This is a genomic window from Muricoccus pecuniae, from assembly GCF_014199205.1.
Classification (GTDB): Bacteria; Pseudomonadota; Alphaproteobacteria; order Acetobacterales; family Acetobacteraceae; genus Roseomonas; species Roseomonas pecuniae.
The window spans coordinates 240,398-258,412 of record NZ_JACIJD010000003.1 but is presented as its reverse complement, the minus strand read 5'-3'; the positions used below and the strand labels follow the sequence as shown (position 1 = coordinate 258,412).

General features: G+C 72.9%; 12 protein-coding genes. 10 read left to right on the top strand and 2 right to left on the bottom strand.

The features are described 5' to 3' along the window. Nucleotides 1-328 precede the first annotated feature (328 nt). Together FHS87_RS04945 and FHS87_RS04940 are read left to right on the top strand one after the other, a co-directional pair. Nucleotides 329-481, top strand: a complete 153-nt coding sequence (locus FHS87_RS04945; RefSeq protein ID WP_184514489.1) for a hypothetical protein — start codon at nt 329-331, stop codon at nt 479-481. Nucleotides 482-565: 84 nt separating this feature from the next. Beyond that, on the top strand, nt 566-2,137 hold the full coding sequence (locus FHS87_RS04940) for a Na+/H+ antiporter (protein ID WP_184514487.1): 1,572 nt from the start codon (nt 566-568) through the stop codon (nt 2,135-2,137). Between the two features lie 28 nt (nt 2,138-2,165). Here the strand turns inward: FHS87_RS04940 and FHS87_RS04935 are convergent, their stop codons facing one another. Continuing rightward, complete coding sequence (locus FHS87_RS04935) at nt 2,166-2,930, bottom strand: HpcH/HpaI aldolase family protein (protein WP_184514485.1); 765 nt, start codon at nt 2,928-2,930, stop codon at nt 2,166-2,168. A gap of 176 nt (nt 2,931-3,106) precedes the next feature. Here FHS87_RS04935 and FHS87_RS04930 point away from each other — a divergent pair, with 176 nt between their 5' ends. The 4 genes from FHS87_RS04930 (at nt 3,107) to FHS87_RS04915 (ending at nt 7,943) form a co-directional block, all read left to right on the top strand. Further along, nucleotides 3,107-4,279 (top strand): sensor domain-containing phosphodiesterase, encoded by a 1,173-nt coding sequence (locus FHS87_RS04930; protein ID WP_184514482.1) that lies wholly within the window; start codon nt 3,107-3,109, stop codon nt 4,277-4,279. A gap of 68 nt (nt 4,280-4,347) precedes the next feature. Further along, on the top strand, nt 4,348-5,238 hold the full coding sequence (locus tag FHS87_RS04925) for a dimethylarginine dimethylaminohydrolase family protein (protein ID WP_184514480.1): 891 nt from the start codon (nt 4,348-4,350) through the stop codon (nt 5,236-5,238). A 13-nt stretch (nt 5,239-5,251) separates the two neighbouring features. Next, nucleotides 5,252-6,643 carry an FAD-binding oxidoreductase gene (locus FHS87_RS04920; protein ID WP_184514478.1) on the top strand — a complete coding sequence of 464 codons (1,392 nt, stop codon included), beginning with the start codon at nt 5,252-5,254 and terminating at the stop codon, nt 6,641-6,643. Nucleotides 6,644-6,677: 34 nt separating this feature from the next. Further along, a complete protein-coding gene (locus FHS87_RS04915) occupies nt 6,678-7,943 on the top strand; it encodes an MFS transporter (RefSeq protein ID WP_221299539.1) in 1,266 nt (421 codons plus the stop codon). A 10-nt stretch (nt 7,944-7,953) separates the two neighbouring features. On the opposite strand, the gene FHS87_RS04910 is transcribed toward FHS87_RS04915, so the two are convergent. Further along, on the bottom strand, nt 7,954-8,757 hold the full coding sequence (locus FHS87_RS04910) for an IclR family transcriptional regulator (RefSeq protein WP_184514476.1): 804 nt from the start codon (nt 8,755-8,757) through the stop codon (nt 7,954-7,956). Nucleotides 8,758-9,063: 306 nt separating this feature from the next. On the opposite strand from FHS87_RS04910, the gene FHS87_RS04905 reads away from it, so the two are divergent. From FHS87_RS04905 to FHS87_RS04890, 4 genes are all read left to right on the top strand, one after another. After that, on the top strand, nt 9,064-10,461 hold the full coding sequence (locus FHS87_RS04905; protein WP_184514474.1) for an efflux RND transporter periplasmic adaptor subunit: 1,398 nt from the start codon (nt 9,064-9,066) through the stop codon (nt 10,459-10,461). A 6-nt stretch (nt 10,462-10,467) separates the two neighbouring features. After that, nucleotides 10,468-13,638: an efflux RND transporter permease subunit gene (locus FHS87_RS04900; protein WP_184514472.1), complete on the top strand. Its 3,171-nt coding sequence runs from the start codon at nt 10,468-10,470 to the stop codon at nt 13,636-13,638. 97 nt (nt 13,639-13,735) lie between these two features. Next, the gene (locus FHS87_RS04895; RefSeq protein WP_184514470.1) at nt 13,736-15,544 is read left to right on the top strand and encodes a DUF4214 domain-containing protein; all 1,809 of its coding nucleotides are present in this window, start codon (nt 13,736-13,738) and stop codon (nt 15,542-15,544) included. Between the two features lie 77 nt (nt 15,545-15,621). Next, nucleotides 15,622-17,958, top strand: coding sequence for a xanthine dehydrogenase family protein molybdopterin-binding subunit (locus FHS87_RS04890; protein ID WP_184514468.1), 2,337 nt, complete (start codon nt 15,622-15,624; stop codon nt 17,956-17,958). The last annotated feature ends 57 nt before the right edge of the window (nt 17,959-18,015 follow it).

The following is an 18,015-nucleotide window of genomic DNA, read 5'->3' as shown; positions in this document are numbered from 1 at the left end:
GCGGGGGCGCGAGGGGCGGCCCGGCCAAGCGCGCCCCCCATGGCGGCGAGGAACGGGCACCCCGCGCCGCCTCCCGCGATGGTGATCCGCGAACCCCGCCCCGCCGCGCCGTCAGGGCCCGCGGGGGAGGGCCGGGAACGGGTGCCGCCCGGCGCGCGCCCCGATTCGCTCCGGGTGCCCGGGATAAGTTCCCCTACCTCGCGACGAGCCCCGCCGCCGCGAAACGCCCGCGCGGCCGGCCACACCGCCTCCCCCTGGCCGACTCCGCCGGGCCGGGCGCATGCTCCCCCTCACCGGGACCTCCCGGGCCAGACATGCGGGAACCCCCATGCCCCTCCGCATCCTCCTCCTCGCCGCCGGCGCGATCGCCGCCCTTCTCGTCGCCCAGGACGCGCCGAATTTCGGGGTGGTCCAGGGCATGGTCGCGGTCGGGCTGATCGCCCTTCTCGTCGGCCTGCTGGCCCTGCTCAACCGGCGCTGACCGGGGCGCTGACCCGCAACCCCGACCGGCGGCGCTGACTACCCGGCGCTTCCGCCCGCGGCGCGCTTGCCGCAGACTTGGCCGATGCTCCTCCTCGAGATCACGCTGGCGCTGCTGGCCGTCTGCCTCGGCTTCGCCATCGTGGCCCGCCGCACCCGGCTGCCCTATGCGGTGGTCCTCATCCTCGGCGGCATGGCGCTCGCCTTCATCCCCGGCCTGCCGCGGGTGGAGCTGGACCCCACGGTCGCCCTCGCGGCCTTCCTCCCCCCGCTGCTCCAGGCCAGCGCCTGGCGCACGGACTGGCAGGAGTTCCGCTCGAACCTCCGCCCGATCCTGCTGCTCGCGGTCGGCGCCGTGCTCTTCACCGCGGCCTGCGTGGCGGTGGTGGCGAAGCTCCTGGTGCCCGATCTTCCCTGGGCGGCGGCCATCGCGCTGGGCGCCGTCGTCGCCCCGCCCGACGCGGTGGCGGCCTCCTCCGTCCTCCAGCGCCTGCCCCTGCCCCGGCGGATCGTGACGGTGCTGGAGGGCGAGAGCCTGATGAACGACGCCTCGGCCCTCGTCCTCTTCCGCCTCGCTGTCGGCGCGCTGGCGGTGGGGGGGAGCGTCGCGCCGGCCATGGCCGCCCTCACCTTCCTCGGCGTCGCGCTCGGCGGGCTGGCCGTGGGCTTCGGGATCGCCTGGGTCGCGGCGCGCGTCCTGCCGCGGCTGGGCGAGACGCCGCTCGAGATCGCCTTCACCTTCCTCGTCGCCTACGGCGCCTTCCTGCTGGCGGAGCGGCTGCACGTCTCCGGCGTCATCGCCGTGGTCACGGCGGGCATCCTCCTCGCCCAGCGCCAGCGCGCGCTGCTGACGCCGCGGACGCGGGTGGAGGCCTTCGCCACCTGGGGCTTCGTGGAGTTCGCCCTCACCAGCCTCGTCTTCATCCTCGTCGGCCTCCAGCTCAACGGCATCCTGGAGCGGCTGGGCGAGTACTCGCTCGGCGCCCTCGCCGGCGCGGCCCTCGCCCTCTCGGCGACGCTCATCCTCTCCCGCCTAGCCTGGGTGATGCCCTTCGCTTGGCTGCCCCGCCTCATCCCGGCGCTGGCGCGGGACGAGCGCCTGCCGGAGCCGCGCCACGCCGCGATCATCGGCTGGGCGGGGATGCGGGGCGTGGTCTCGCTCGCCACTGCCCTCGCCCTGCCGCTGGAGGTGCCGCATCGCGACCTCCTGATCTTCCTCGCCTTCGTCGCGATCCTCGCCACGCTGGTGGTGCAGGGGACGACGCTCGAATGGCTCATCCTGCGCCTCGGCGCGGTCGAGCCCAGCCGGAACGGCATGAGCCGTCCCGAGGCGACCGCGCGCCGCCTCATGGCCGAGGCGGCGCTGGCCGAGGTGGAGGGGCGCCTCGACAGCCCGCTGGACGGCGCCATCGCGCGCGACCTCGTGGGCGAGTTCCGGGACATCTCCCGCGTCTTCGGCGGCGTCTCCCGCGGCGGGCCGCAGGCCGAGCTGCGGGCGCGGCTGCAGATCCGGCTCGCGGCGCTCCGCGCCTCGCGCAAGCGCCTCCTGCAGCACCAGAGCGAGGACGGGCTGTCGGACGAGATGCTTACCAGCCTTCTCGCCGAGACGGACCACGAGGAGCTGCGGCTGATGCAGCAGCTCGCCCAGGCCCGGTAGGACGGCGCGACAGGGCGGGGCGCGGCGGCTACCCGCCCCGCGCCGCCGCGAGCTGCCCCCGCGCGCCCGACACCATGGCGCTCACGTCGCTGCCCATGGTGGCGTAGTCGAAGCCCATCCCGTGCATCCGCCGGACATAGGCGCCGGTGAAGCAGTGCAGGCCCGCGAACTTCCCCCGATCCGCGCAAGCGCGCAGGATCGTCTCGTAGAGGGCGAACAACTCCGGCTCCTCCCTCTCCATGACGGGCGGAAGTCCCCACATCGAGATGCCGAGATCGGTCGGGCCGACATAGATCCCGTCCACCCCCGGCACGTCGAGGATCGCCTCCAGATTCTCCACCGCCTCCCGCGTCTCGATCATGGGGAGGCAGAGGACGTCCTCGTTCGCCCTGCCGAAATAGGTGCCGGGCTCCCCGTAGATCCCGGCCCGGCTCGGCCCGTTGGAGCGGGTGCCGGCGGGCGGGTAGCGGCAGTACGAGACGAAGGCCTGCGCCTGCTCCGGCGTGTTCACCATGGGGCAGATCAGCCCCTGCGCCCCGGCATCCAGCAGCTTGCCCGCGATGCCCGGCTCGTTCCAGGGCAGCCGGGCCAGCGGCACGGGGCCGTGGGCCTGCATCCCCTGGAAGCAGGCGACGGCGGAGAGGAAGTCCTGCACCCCGTGCTGGAGATCGACCGTCAGGCTGTCGAAGCCCACCCCCGCCATCATCTCGGCGGCATAGGCGGAGGGGATGGCGAGCCACCCGTTCACCGTCTTCCGCCCGGCCCTCCAGGCCTCCTTCAGCTTGTTCGCCACCCCGTCGCCTCCCGCTTCGGCGCCTCCGGCGGGCCGGGAGGCCCGACGCGGCGCCACGCCACTCTTCCCCTCCCGCGGCCGCCGTGCAATCCGGTCCCCCACCGCGCGCAACCGGCGCCGCGGCCCCGCGCTTGAACATTGCCCGCCGGCGCGAGATGCGCCCGGGGGAGGGAGCCATGCCGCCCCGGCCAGACCTGCCCGATCCCAGTCCCGCCCTCGCCGAGAGGCTCGCCGCCGCCCTCGCCGCGGGCGCCATCCGCCCCGCCTTTCAGCCCGTGCTGGACCTGCGGAGCGGGGCGGTTGCCGGATTCGAGGTGCTCGCCCGCTGGACGGACGACCTTCTCGGCCCCGTCCCGCCCGCCCGCTTCATCGCCGTGGCGGAGAGCGCCGGCCTCATCGCCCCCCTCACCGCCCATCTCATCCGCGCCGCCTGCGCGCCGGCCCGCGCCTGGGCGGGAGGCTTCCGCCTGGCCTTCAACATCGCGCCGGTCCACCTGCAGGACCCCCTCATGCCCGCCCTGTTCGAGGACAGCGTGCGGGAGGCGGGCTTCCCCATCGCGCGCACCGCGATCGAGCTGACCGAGACCGCCGCCATCACCGATGCCGAGGCCGCGCGTGCGGGGGCGGACCGGCTGCGCGCGCAGGGCGTGCGGCTCTCCCTCGACGATTTCGGCACGGGCCATTCGAGCCTCGCCCGGCTGCAATCCCTTCCCTTCGACGAGATCAAGCTCGACGGCGGCTTCGTCCGGGGGATGGAGCGGGCGGCGACGGGCCGCGCCATCGTCGGCGCCGTGATCGGCCTCGGCCGGGCGCTGGGCGTGCCGGTCGTGGCCGAGGGGGTGGAGACGGCGGCTCAGGCCGGGGCGCTGGTCGCCCTCGGCTGCGACTTCGGCCAGGGATGGCTCTTCGGCCGCCCCCTCCCGCCCGAGGGCGTGCCGGAACTGCTCCGCGCGCGGGGGGAGGCGCCCTGGCCGCCGCCCGCCCCGGACCCCTCGCCCGAGCAGCAGCTCGCCCAGCTCGAAGCCGCCTACGAGGCCGCGCCCGCCGGGCTCCTCTCCGTGGACCGCGCCCTGCGCGTGCGCACCGCCAGCCGGCACGGCGCCGCGCTGCTGGGGCTGGAGCTGCGGGGGCTGCCCGGCCGCCCGCTCGCCGAGATCGACCCCGCCCTCGCCGCCCATGCCCGGGCCGATCTCGACCGCGCGCGGCTGGGCGAGCCGATCCCGCCGCGCCTGCTCGCCCTGGGCGCGACCGGCCGCACCGTCCTCCTCGCGGCCCGCCCCGCGCGGGACGGGAACGGCGAGCTGCTCGGCCTCTCCCTCGTGCTCACGGAGGTTCCAAGCGCGGGCTAGGGCCCTGGCGGGAGCCAGAGGGTGGGGGCCCGGTGGGCAACCCTGCGCGCCGGGGCTAGGCTGCGGCCATGCCCGAGCCAGCCGCCACCTCCCTCCCCGGCCCCGCCTGGCGCGTGCCCTCGGAGACCGGGCCGCTGCGCGAGGTGCTGCTCTGCCCGCCCGACCACTATCGCTGGATCCCCACCAACAGCATCGTCCGGCGCACGCTCGCCGGGGATAACCAGGCGCCGGCCGCGGCACATCTGAAGGCCCAGCACGCGGAGCTCGTCCACGCCATCGGGCAGGGCGGCGCCGAGGTGCGGCTGATCGCGCCCGAGCCCCACCTGCCCTACATGGCCTACACGCGCGACAGCGTGGTCGTGACCCATCGCGGCCCCGTGCTCTGCCAACTCGAGCGCCCGCAGCGGCGCGGGGAGTACGCCGCGCTGATCGACTTCCACGCCGCCCACGGGAGCAACCTCTGGCGCAAGTCGAGCGCCGGCACGCTGGAGGGCGGGGACATCCACATCATCCGCCCCGGCCTCGCCGCCATCGGCGCCTCGGGCGGCCGCACGGACCGCGCGGGGGCCGACCAGCTCGCGGGATGGCTGCGGGAGGAGGGATGGGAGGTGCGCGTCGAGGAGTTCGACGAGCACTTCCTCCATCTCGACGTGCTCTTCTGCATGGCCGCCGACGGCCTCGCCGTCGCCTGCGAGGAGGTGCTCGACCCCGCCTTCCTCGGCTGGCTGCGCGCGCACGGCATCCGCTGGATCCCCGTGCCCTACCGCGCCGCCATGTCGCTCGGCTGCAACATCCTCGCCCTGGGCAACGGGCGCGTGGTATCGGCCCGCGAGAGCACGGACCTCAACGCCGCCCTCCGCGCGGAGGGGCTGGAGGTGCTGGACCCCGCCCTCTCCCTCTTCACCGCGGGCGGGGGCGGCCCCCACTGCCTCACCTGCCCCCTCCGCCGCGACGCCTGACACGGAACCCGCCATGACCGCCCAGACACGCCCCGTCGACCACGTCATCGCCGCCGCCCGCGAGTTCCTGGGCGAGCGCGTCACCCTCAACACCGCCATCCGCGAGCAGCACGCGCGCGGCGAGGACACCACCATCCCCGTGCTGCCGGACGCGGTGATCTTCGCCGAGACCACGGAGGAGGTGTCGCAGGTCGTCGCGCTCTGCCACCGCCACGGCGTGCCCGTGATCGCCTTCGGCGCCGGCACCTCGCTGGAGGGGCACGTCACCCCCGTGCGCGCCGGCATCAGCCTCGACCTCTCGCGCATGAACGCGATCATCGATGTCAGCCAGGACGACATGGACTGCCTCATCGAGCCCGGGGTGACGCGCCACCAGCTCAACGACCACCTGCGCGACCAGGGTCTGTTCTTCCCCGTCGATCCTGGCAGCCACTGCACCATCGGCGGCATGTGCGCCACCCGCGCCTCCGGCACCAACGCCGTGCGCTACGGCACGATCCGCGAGAACGTGATGGGGCTGGAGGTGGTGCTGGCGGACGGCCGCGTCATCAACACGGGCAGCCGCACGCGCAAGGCGGCGAACGGCTACGACCTCACGCGGCTGATGATCGGCAGCGAGGGCACGCTCGGCATCATCACGAAGATCCGGCTGCGCCTGCACGGCATCCCCGAGGCTACCTCCGCCGCCGTGGTGCAGTTCCCGGAGATGCGCGGCTGCGTCGAATCCGTGATCCAGGTGATGCAGCTCGGCATTCCCGTCGCGCGCATCGAGCTGCTGGACGAGGTGCAGATGGCCGCCTGCATCGCCTACTCGAAGCTGGAGGCGCTCGATCCCCTCCCCACCCTCTTCCTCGAGTTCCACGGCACCGAGGCCGGGGTGCGGGAGCAGGCGGAGGCGGTGAAGGAGATCGTCACCGAGATGGGCGGCCTCGGCTTCGCCTGGGCGGCGGACCAGGAGACGCGCAACAAGCTCTGGACCGCGCGGCACAACGCCTACTACGCCGCCATCGCCACCGGCCCGAACCTGCGCGGCGTGACCACCGATGTCTGCGTGCCTATCTCGCGCCTGGCGGACGCCATCCTCGGCGCGAAGGAGGACATCCTCGCCTCCGGCCTCTCCGCCCCCCTGGTCGGCCATGTCGGCGACGGCAACTTCCACACCGTGATCCTCGTGGATCAGGGGGACCCCACCGCGCTCGACCGCGCCTGGGCGCTGGACCGCCAGATCGTCGCCCGCGGCCTCTCCCTCGGCGGCACCTGCTCGGGCGAGCACGGGGTGGGCATGGGAAAGGCCGAGTTCCTGGAGCAGGAGCACGGGATGGAGGCGCTGGCGGTGATGCGCGGCATCAAGAACGCGCTCGACCCCAAGGGCATCCTCAACCCCGGCAAGATCTTCCGCAACTAGCCACGCCCGCCTGACCAGGAACGACCCCGGCCCCATGCAGGGCCGGGGCGCGGAGAGAACGCCCCTGTCCAGCCCCGATCATTCCAGCACCGGATACATGCGGGAGGCCTCGCTCGCCTTCGCCGCGCCCCTCCTGGCCCTCGCCCTCGGCCATGTGCTCTCGAACCTCGTCCGCACCCTGCCCGCCATCGCGGCCGACCTGCTGGGACGCGACCTCGGGGTGACGGCGAGCGGCCTGGCGTCGCTGACGGGCAGCTACAACCTCGCCTTCGCCCTCGCCCAGGTGCCCGTGGGCGTGGCGCTGGACCGCTTCGGCACGCGCCGCACCGCCCTCGGCCTGCTCGCCGTCACGGGCGCGGGCTCGGTCCTCGCGGCGCTGGCGGGGGGCGCGGCGGGCTTCCTCCTTGCCCAGATCGTGCTCGGCCTCGGCTGCTCGGGGATGCTCATGTGCCCCATCACCTACGCCGCCAAGCGCCTCAGTCCCGGGCAGTTTGGCCTCTGGTCCGGCCTCGTCCAGGCCTTCGGAAATTGCGGGATGCTGCTCTCGGCCAGCCCGCTGGCCCTGCTGGTGGAGGCGACGGACTGGCGCGCGGGATATCTCGCCTGCGCCGGCCTCGCGGTGCTCACCCTGCTTCTCGTTGCCCTGCTGGTACGGGGCGAGGCGGGCGCCGGCCCCGGGCGCGGCCTGGCCGCCGATGCGCGGGAGGTGCTGCGCCTCGCTGCCTCGCGCCGGCTGAGAGGGGTCGTGGTCCTCGCCTTCGCCTCCTTCGCGGTGGTGATCGGCGTGCGCGGGCTGTGGGGCGGGCCCTGGCTGATGGAGGAGAAGGGCCTGCCGCGGGTGGAGGCGGGCAACATCCTCCTGCTCACCACCGCGGCCCTCGTCATCGGCCCCGCCCTCTGGGGGATCGCGGACCGGCGCTTCGGCCACCGCCGGGCGCTGCTCGCCTGGGGGCATCTCGGCGCCGCGGGCGCCCTCGCCCTCACGGCGCTCGGCGGGCCGGGCGGGCCCTTCGGCGCGCTGCCCCCGGCCTGGGACGCGGCGACGCTGCTCGGCTTCTTCCTGCTGATCTCGGTCCAGCCGCTAGCCTTCGCGGCCACGCGCACGGCCGTTCCGCCCGAGGTGGCGGGGAAGGCGCTGGCGGGGGTGAACCTCTCCTTCTTCGCCGGCGCCGCGGCCCTCCAGGCGCTGTCGGGCCCGGTGGTCTCGGCGGCTGGCACGGGGGCCGGGCTGATTTTCCTCGCCCTCGCCACCGCGCTGGCCGCGCTCGGCTACCTCATCCTCACCCGGCGCGCGGGCTGAGGGGGCCGCTCTAGCCGGCCAGGGCGCGGGTCAGCCCCGCCGCGGCCTCGGCCACCAGCGGCCTCACGCGCTCCACCTCCGGCCAGAGCCGCTCGCTCGAACCGGAGAGGGTGAGGGCGCCGCAGAGCCGCCCGCCCGGAAGGAAGACGGGGGCGGAGATGGCCGCCGCGTCCAGCTCGCGGCTGCCCTGGGTGACGATGACGGGGTGGGTGCCGGGGGCCGATTCGGGCGCGGCCTCCGCCGTCTCGTCCGGCATCGCGTCCCAGATGGCGAAGACCTTGCCCGTGGCCGCGCCGCCGAGGGGCATGAGGTCGCCCGCCTGCACGGCGACGCGAAGCGTCCGCGGCGGCGCCGCGCGGTAGAGGCAGACCCGGCGCTCCTCATCGGCCCGCACCCAGAAGGTCGCGCCCTGCCCCGTGGCCTCCGTCAGGGAATCGAGCACGGGCGGCACCAGTGCCTCCAGCCCGAGGCTGCGGGTGTAGAGCGAGCCCCAGTGAAGCAGCATCGGCCCGGGAGACCAGGAGCCATCGGCGTTGCGCTTCACGCAGCAGTGCTTCTCGAGCGAGGCGAGCAGCCGCAGGATCGTGCTCTTGTAGAGGCCCGTGCGCGCGGCGAGCACGCGCAGCGGCAGGGCCGTGTCCCCCGGGCGGAAGGCGCTGAGCACCGTCATCGCCCGCCCGACCGCCGCAACCCCCGAGGCCGTGGAGGGCGGGGACAGGAGTCGTCCCCGGGCCGCCCGCGTCCCGTTGCCGGACGGGGGCACCGGCCCATCCGGCAGGGCGGAGGCTTCGGGCCTCACGAGGATGGGTTCCAAGATAGCATCTCCTTTGCGGCAGGCGCCCGGCCCCGTGCCGGACGGGGCGCTGCGACATACTGGCCGACTATTCACCAAGGTTCGTTGCGTCTGGAAGATATTTGTGCCGCACAGCAGAACGGTTCGGACAAATATGCGAAAGAGTATCAGTCACAGAAACGTTCTTCACAAGGAAACGAGCAGGACGGACCAAACTGAACCGTGCGGTTCAGCCTTCTTGCAGCCCGGCCACCATTCCGCCACATCGGCGCCATGACGCGCCGCAAAAGCCATCCAGGTCCCCAGGCGGCCCTGGCCCCCCGGTCCGTGCCACGGGCCATGCAGGGAGGGCTGCGCAGGGCGGCCTTCCTGGCCACCCCCTTGCTCGGCCTGCTCGCGCTCGCCGCACCCGCCCAGGCGCAGTTCGGCCCCCAGGGGCCGCCCGCCGTGGGCGTGATGGAGGCCGCGCGCCGCCCGGTGACCGAGAGCACCGAGTTCGTCGGCCGCGTCGAGGCGGTGGAGCGGGTGGACATCGTCGCCCGGATCACCGGCTTCCTGCAGGAGCGTCTCTTCCAGGAGGGGCAGGAGGTCAAGCGCGGCGACCCGCTCTACCGGATCGAGCGCCAGACCTTCGAGGCCGAGCTCGCCCGCGCCCAGGCGAACATCGCCTCGGCCGAGGCGGAGGTGGCCAATGCCCGCGTCACCCTCTCCCGCGCACAGGAGCTGACCCGCACCGGCGCCGGCACCCGGGTCGCGCTCGACAACGCGACCGCCCAGGAGCGGACGGCCAACGCCCAGCTCGTCGCCGCCCGTGCCTCCGCCCGGAGCGCGGAGGTGAATCTCGGCTACACCGAGATCGCCTCCCCCATCGACGGCAAGATCGGCCGCACCAACGTCACGGTCGGCAACGTCGTCGGGCCGCAGACGGGAACGCTGGCCACCATCGTCAGCCAGGACCCCATGCGCGTCTCCTTCCCCATCTCCCAGCGCCAGGCGCTGGAGCTGCGGGACCGCTACGCCTCCCGCGGCGGGGTCGAGGCGGTGCAGGTCCGCTTCCGCACGGCGGACGGCAAGACCTATCCCGAGATCGGCCGCATCGAGTTCATCGACAACCAGATCAACCGCGCCACCGACAGCATCCTCGTCCGCGCCCGCGTGTCCAACCCGCCGCGCGAGGGGGGCGACCGCGCGCTCATCGACGGCCAGTTCGTCACCGTGTTCGTGCAGGGCGTCGAGCCCGTGCTCGCCATCACCATCCCCCGCGCCGCCGTCCTTCAGGACCAGCAGGGCAGCTACGCCTTCATCGTGGACGGGGAGAGCAAGGCCCAGCGCCGCAATCTCCGCCTCGGCCGCAACACGCCGGAGACGGCGGTGGTGGAGGAGGGGCTGAACCCCGGGGACCGGGTGATCGTCGAGGGCATCCAGCGCGTCCGCGCGGGCCAGCAGGTGAACGCGGCGCCGGCCGGCGCCCCGCCCGGGCCGGGAGGCGGCGCCCCCGGCGCCCCGGGCGGCCAAGCCGCCCCGGCCGGCGGAAACGCCGCAGCCGGCAACGCCCCTGCCAGCGCGGCCCCCGGCGGCGCGAACCAGGGCACCGCCCAGGGCGCCCCCGGCGGCGCCGGCGCCTCCCCGCCCGGCGCCCCGGCCGCGCCGAACACCGGCCGCCCCGGCACCAGCCAGCCCCAGGCCGCGACGCCCCCCGCCAACCAGTCCGGCCAGGCGCGGTAAGCCCCGATGATCTCCGGCACTTTCGTCGATCGCCCCCGGCTGGCGATCGTCATCGCGCTCCTCACCCTTATCGCGGGCGCGATCTCCCTCATCCGCATCCCGGTGTCCCAGTTCCCGGACATCGTGCCGCCCCAGGTCTCTGTCGCTGCCCGCTATCCCGGCGCCTCGGCCGCCGTGATCGAGCAGACGATCGGGCAGGTGCTGGAGGGGCAGATCAACGGCGTGGACCGCATGATCTACATGCGCTCCAACTCCGCCAATGACGGCACCTACTCCCTGAACGTCTCCTTCCAGCTCGGCACCGACCCCGACCTGGCGACGGTGAACGTGAACAACCGCGTCCAGGCCGCCATGGCCCGGCTGCCGAGCGAGGTGCAGCGCAGCGGCGTCACCGTCCGCAAGCAGTCCTCCGCCGTGCTGATGTTCGCCTTCCTCTACGCCAAGGGAGGCGGGCTCGACCCGCTGTTCCTCTCGAACTACTTCACCATCAACATGCTCGACGACCTCGCCCGCGTGGCCGGCGTCGGCCAGGTGAACGTCTTCGGCGCGCAGGACTACTCCATGCGCATCTGGTTCGAGACGGACCGCCTGATCTCGCTGAACATGACGCCGCAGGACGTCATCGCCGCCATCCAGGGCCAGAACGTCCAGGCCGCGGTGGGCCGCCTGGGCGGGCGGCCGATCGGGGACGACCAGTCCTTCCAGATCAACCTCGAAACCCGCGGCCGCCTCCAGAGCCCGGAGGAGTTCGGCAACATCGTCGTCCGCGCCAACCAGGACGGCTCGGTGCTCCGCGTGCGCGACGTGGCGCGGGTCGAGATCGGCGCGGCGAACATGGACACGGAGAACCGGTTCAACGGCCAGCCCGCCATCGCCTTCGGCATCTACCTCGCCCCCGGCGCGAATGCCGTGCAGGTCTCGGGCGCCGTCAAGCAGCGCCTGCAGGAACTCTCGGCCCGCTTTCCCCAGGGGCTGGACACCGAGGTCTTCTACGACAGCTCGGACTTCGTGAACGAGACAATCCACGAGGTCATCAAGACCCTGCTGGAGGCCTTCGTCCTCGTCGTCATCGTCGTCTACCTCTTCCTCGGCTCCTGGCGGGCGACGATCATCCCGACCATCGCGGTGCCCGTCTCCCTCATCGGCGCCTTCATCATCCTGCTGGCCATGGGCTACTCGGCCAACACCGTCTCGCTGCTGGCCATGGTGCTCGCCATCGGCATCGTGGTGGACGACGCGATCGTCGTGGTCGAGAACGTCGAGCGCGTGATGGAGGACCACCCGGAGCTCTCCACCGCGGATGCCACGAAGAAGGCGATGAGCGAGATCACGGCGCCGATCATCGCCATCACCCTCGTCCTCCTCTCCGTCTTCGTCCCCATCGCCTTCATCCCCGGCCTCTCGGGCGAGCTGTTCCGCCAGTTCGCGGTGACGATCTCGGCGGCGATGGTCATCTCGGCCATCAACGCCCTCACCCTCTCCCCCGCCCTCTGCGCCATCATCCTCAAGCCCCATCACGGGCCCCGGCGCGGGCCGATCGGCTACGTGCTGCGCGGCATCGACTGGACGCGGGACCGCTATGCCGGGGGCGTGCGGCGGCTGGTGCGCGTCTCCTTCCTCTCCCTGCTGCTGACCGCCGGCTTCGGCTTCGGCATCTGGACCATCAGCAAGGTGACGCCGACGGGCTTCCTGCCGCAGGAGGACCAGGGCGCCTTCTTCGTCCAGGCCCAGCTGCCCCCCGGCGCCAGCGTCGCCCGCACGCGCGAGGTGGTGCGACAGATCGAGGAGATCGTCCGCCCCATCCCCTCCGTGCAGGGCACGCTGGGCATCGTCGGCTTCTCCCTCATCGATGGCGGCGCCCAGTCCAACTCGGCCTTCATGGTCATCCGCATGAAGCCCTTCGCCGACCGCGAGGGGGTGGCCAACAGCGTGCAGGCCGCCATCGGCCGGGTGTTCGGGACCACCCAGGGCATCCGCACCGCCAACATCTTTGCCTTCAACCTGCCGCCCATCGTGGGCCTCGGGACCGGCGGCGGCTTCGAGTACATCCTGCAGGACTACCAGGGCCGCGACATCAACGACCTCGCCGCCGCCATGAACGGCCTGATCGTGCCGGCGAACGGGGACCCGAACCTCACCGCCGTCTTCTCCACCTTCTCGCCCAACAACCCCTCTCTTTTCCTGGAGGTGGACCGCGACAAGGCGCAGGCGCTCGGCGTGCCGATCAGCAGCGTCTTCACCACGCTGCAGGCGGCGCTGGGCGGCATCTACGTCAACGACTTCAACCTCTACGGCCGCGTCTGGCAGGTGAACATCCAGGCCGAGGCCGGCGACCGCAACGACCTGGACGACATCTGGCGACTCCACGTCCGCAACGGCAGCGGCGACATGGTGCCGCTCCGCTCCTTCGCGGAGATCCGCACCGTCCTCGGCCCGCAGACGATCTTCCGCTACAACAACTACCGCGCCATCTCGATCAACGGCGCCCCCCGTCCCGGCGTCTCCTCCGGCCAGGCGCTGACGGCCATGGAGGAGCTGTCGGACCGCGTGCTGCCCAACGGCTACGGCTATGCCTGGACCGGCACCGCCTATCAGGAGAAGCTGGCGTCGGGGCAGACGGCCTACATCCTCGCCCTCGCCATCCTCTTCGCCTACCTCTTCCTCGTCGCCCTCTACGAGAGCTGGACCATCCCGATCCCGGTTCTGCTCTCGATCGCAGTGGGCGTGCTCGGCTCCTTCGTCGCCATCCTGCTGGGAGGGTTGTCGCTCGACATCTACGCCCAGATCGGCCTCGTCGTGCTGATCGCGCTGGCGGCGAAGAACGGCATCCTCATCATCGAGTTCGCGAAGGAGGCGCGCGAGCGCGGCATGCCCATCCGCGAGGCGGCGACCGAGGGTGCGCGGCTCCGCTTCCGAGCGGTAATGATGACCTCGATCGCCTTCATCCTCGGCCTCGTGCCGCTGGTCATTGCGGAGGGGGCCGCGGCCATCTCCCGCCGCGCGGTGGGCACGCCCGTCTTCGGCGGGATGCTCGCGGCCTCGACCATCGGCATCTTCATGATCCCGATGCTCTACGTCGTGTTCCAGTCCGTGCGCGAGCGGGTGAAGGGCTGGTTCGGCCCGCGCGAGCCGAAGGTGGGGCCGCCCTCCACCGGCACGCCGGCCGACACGCACTAGGCCCCGCGGCACGGCCCGCGCCCTGACGGGTGCGGGCCGTTGCGACTCGCTTGTTGAGACGAGTAGGATGCCGGATCACTCGTAAAGCGCGACCGGCATGTGCTCTCTCTGCAACCAGGGAACGATCCAGTGGGGCTGCGCGGCCGCCCCGCCGGAGGGGGCGGCCTTCGCGCCGGCGGAGGACGCAGCGGCCGCTCTCGGGATCGAGGTGCAGGCGCTGCTCTACAACACCAATCCCGGCTGGAGCGGCGTCATCGGCCGGGGCGGCGTGGTGAACTACAGCTTCGCCGGGACGCCCGAGGGGATGCCGGGCAGCCTGCCCGGCTTCGCCCCCCTCACCCCGGCACAGATGAACTCCGCGCGCCAGGCCCTCGCCTCCTGGTCCGGCGCTTCCGGGATCGCCTTCGTCGAGATTCCCGATCGCGCCGGGGGGAACGGGGTGGACATCCGCTTCATGCGCGGGGACCTGCCCTCCGGCACCGCGGGCACGGGCCAGTACCCGCCCTACGGCGCCATCACCCTCTCCTCCTCGCTCTACGCCAGCGATCCCATGGCGCCCGGCAGCTACGGCTATCTCGTCCTCCTGCACGAGATCGGCCACGCGCTGGGCCTCAAGCACCCGTTCGAGTCGACCTACGGCAACGGGACCACGCTCCCGGCGACGATGGACAACCGGCAGAACACGGTCATGTCCTACAACCAGTCGGGCCCCATCCCGGCCGGCATCGCGCCCTTCGACCATCTCGCCATCACCTACCTCTACGGCAGCCAGGCCTCCGAGCCCGCCTGGGCCACGCGCGCGCATTACAACGCGGCGACCGATTCCGTCATCCTGCCCGGTGACGCCACGGGCGAGACGATCTGGGGCACGGGGCGGCGCTCGGGCCTGTTCGGCGGCGGCGGGAACGATACGCTGCTCGGCGGCTCGGGGGACGAGTGGCTGGCCGGCGGCGCGGGCGTCAACCTCGTGCAGGGCGGGCGCGGCATCGACACCCTCGCCCTCGATGGCGGGCGCCGGAGCGCGGTGGTGAACCGCACGCTCGACCACGTCGATTTCGTCGATGGCAGCCGGGTGAGCGTCTTCCGCGGCAGCGCGACCAGCGGCGTGGACCGGGCGAGCTTCTCGGAGGTGGAGAACTTCGCCTTCCTCGACGGCCGCCTCGTCTTCGCCCATACCGACCCCGCCATGCAGGTCTATCGCGTCTACCAGGCCGCGCTGGGCCGCGCGCCGGACAGCGTCGGGCTGAACGGGTGGGTGGAGGCGGTGGAGAGCGGCGCGCCGCTCGACAGCATCGCCGCCGGCTTCATCCGGAGCGCCGAGTTCACGACCCGCTTCGGCACGCTGGACGATGCCGGCTTCATCGCCCGCACCTACCAGAACGTGCTCGGCCGCGCGCCGGACCCCGCGGGCGCCTCCGGCTGGATGAGCGGCCTCGCCTCGGGGATGAGCCGGGAGGCGATGCTGGTCGGCTTCTCGGAGTCAGTGGAGTTCAAGGCGAAGCTCCTGCCCGCCCTCGCGAATGGGATCTGGGACCAGGACGAGAACGCCGCCGCCGCCGCCCGGGTCTACCAGGCCACGCTGGGCCGCCACCCCGAAGAGGCCGGGCTGCGCGGCTGGGTCGCCGCGCTGGATGCCGGCATGCCGCTGCAGACCATGGTGCAGGGTTTCCTGGACAGCCCGGAATCCCGCGCCCGCTACGGCCAGCCGGACGAGGCGGGCTTCGTGACGCTGCTCTACGGGAACGTGCTCGGCCGGGCGCCGGACCCTGGCGGCTTCGCTGCCTGGACGCAGGCCCTGCAGGCCGGCGCGGCGGACCGCCCGGGGGTCGTGGTCGGCTTCTCCGAGAGCACCGAGTTCCAGATCGCGACCCAGGGATGGATCGAGGGCGGCATCGTCTTCGCCTGACCTGCTGACGCCACCCCTTCACGCCACCCCGCCCCTTCCCCCATGATCCCCCCAACGGACCTATGGGAGAGCGCGTCATGGCAAAATTCGGCCTCAGCCAGCCCCTGCGCCGGGTGGAGGACCCTCGCCTCCTGAAAGGCGGCGGGCGCTACACGGACGACCTCGTGCCCCAGGGCGTCGCGGCCGGCGCGGCGGTGGGCTACATCCTCCGCTCGCCCCACGCCCATGCGCGCATCCTCTCCATCGACACGGGCGCGGCGGCCGCCATGCCGGGCGTGCTCGCCGTGCTGACCGCGGAGGACTGGAAGGCCGAGGGACTGGGGGAGATCCCCTGCGCCATCCCGATGAAGAACCGGGACGGCTCGCCGCGCGGGGACACGCCCCGGGGCGGGCTGGCCGACGGCGTCGTCCGCCATGTCGGCGACCCCGTCGCCTTCATCGTGGCCGAGACGCATGGCGCGGCGCGCGACGTCGCCGAGGCGGTGGAGGTGGACTACGAGATGCTCCCCTCCGCCACCGACCTCGCCACGGCGACGGAGCCGGGGCAGCCCCAGGTCTGGCCGGGCATCCGGGACAACGTCGTCTTCGACTGGGAGACCGGGAACCGCGAGGAGACCGACCGCCTCTTCGCCGGGGCGGCGCATGTCACCCGCGTGACGGTGGTGAACAACCGCGTCGTCGTCGCCTCCATGGAGGGACGCGCGGCGCTGGCCGAGTACGACCCGGGGACGGAGCGCTTCACCCTCCATGCCGGCACCCAGGGAAGCTGGCCGCTGAAGGACACGCTGGCCAAGGTCTTCGGCGTCTCCAAGGAGAAGCTGCGCGTCGTCACCCACGATGTCGGCGGTGGCTTCGGGATGAAGATCTTCACCTATCCCGAATACGGCCTCTGCATGATGGCCGCGCGCCGCCTGCACCGCCCCGTGCGCTGGACGAGCGAGCGCACCGAGGCCTTCCTCTCCGACACCCACGGGCGGGACAACATCACCACCGGCGAGTTGGCGCTGGACAGCGACGGCAAGTTCCTCGCGATGCGCACGCGGAACATCGCCAACATGGGCGCCTATCTCTCCACCTACGGCCCCTTCATCCCCACCGCCGCGGGCACGAAGGTGCTGGCCAGCGTCTACGGCTTCCGCGCCATCTACGCGAACGTCGTCGGCGTGGTGACGAACACCGTGCCCGTGGACGCCTATCGCGGCGCCGGGCGGCCGGAGGCGAACTACCTCGTCGAGCGGCTGATCGATGCCGCGGCGCGTGAGACGGGGATCGACCGCATCGAGATCCGCCGCCGCAACATGGTCCCGCCCTCGGCCATGCCGCACACGACCCCCGTGGGCCAGACCTACGATTCCGGCGAGTTCGAGCGGGTGATGGACCACGCCCTCTCCCTCATCGACTGGGCCGGCTTCCCCGCGCGCCGCGCGGCCGCCGCCGCCCGGGGCAAGCGGCGCGGCATCGGCCTCGCCTACTACCTCGAAGCGACGGGCGGCTCGGACAGCGAGCGGGCCGAGGTGCGCTTCGCCCCGGACGGGATGGTGGAGGTGCTCGTCGGCACCCAGTCCACCGGCCAGGGCCATGAGACCGCCTATGTGATGATCACGGCCAACGAGCTGGGCATCCCGGTCGAGAGGATCCGGATCATCCAGGGCGACTCGGACGAGATCCCGACCGGCGGCGGCACGGGCGGCGCCCGCTCCCTCTATTCCGAGGGCACGGCGCTGCTCGCCACCACCGCGACGGTGATCGAGAAGGGCAGGCAGGCGGCCTCCGAGGCGCTGGAGGCCTCGCCCGGGGACATCGAGTTCGAGGGCGGCCGCTTCGCCATCGCCGGCACGGACCGCGCGATCGGCATCCTCGACCTCGCGGCCGGGCAGCGGGAGCGCGCGGCGCGGGGCGAGTCCGTCACCCTGCTGGACGCGGCGGAGATCGCGGCCATCCCCCGCCACACCTTCCCCAATGGCTGCCACGTCGCCGAGCTGGAGGTGGACCCGGATACGGGCACCGTCTCCGTGCTCCGCTACATCGTGGCGGACGATGTGGGCCACGCGCTCAACCCGCTGATCGTGCGGGGGCAGGTGCATGGCGGCGTCGCCCAGGGCCTCGGCCAGGCGATCCTGGAGCGCACGGCCTACGACCCCGACAGCGGCCAGCTCCTCTCGGCCTCCTTCATGGACTACGCCCTGCCCAGGGCGGTGGACCTGCCGGAGATCGAGGTCGCGCTCCTCTCCATCCCCTGCCTGACGAACCCGCTCGGGGTGAAGGGCGCGGGTGAGGCCGGGGCGGTGGGCTCCCCGCCCGCGCTGATGAACGCGCTGGTGGACGCCCTCTCCGAGGACGGCGTGACCCATCTCGACATGCCGGCCACGCCCGAGACGGTCTGGAAGGCGCTGGAGCTGGCCCGGGCCGCCTGAGCGCGGCGCCGGTCCGCTCCGGCCCTCTCCGGAAAGCAATCGGCCCGATCAGGTAAC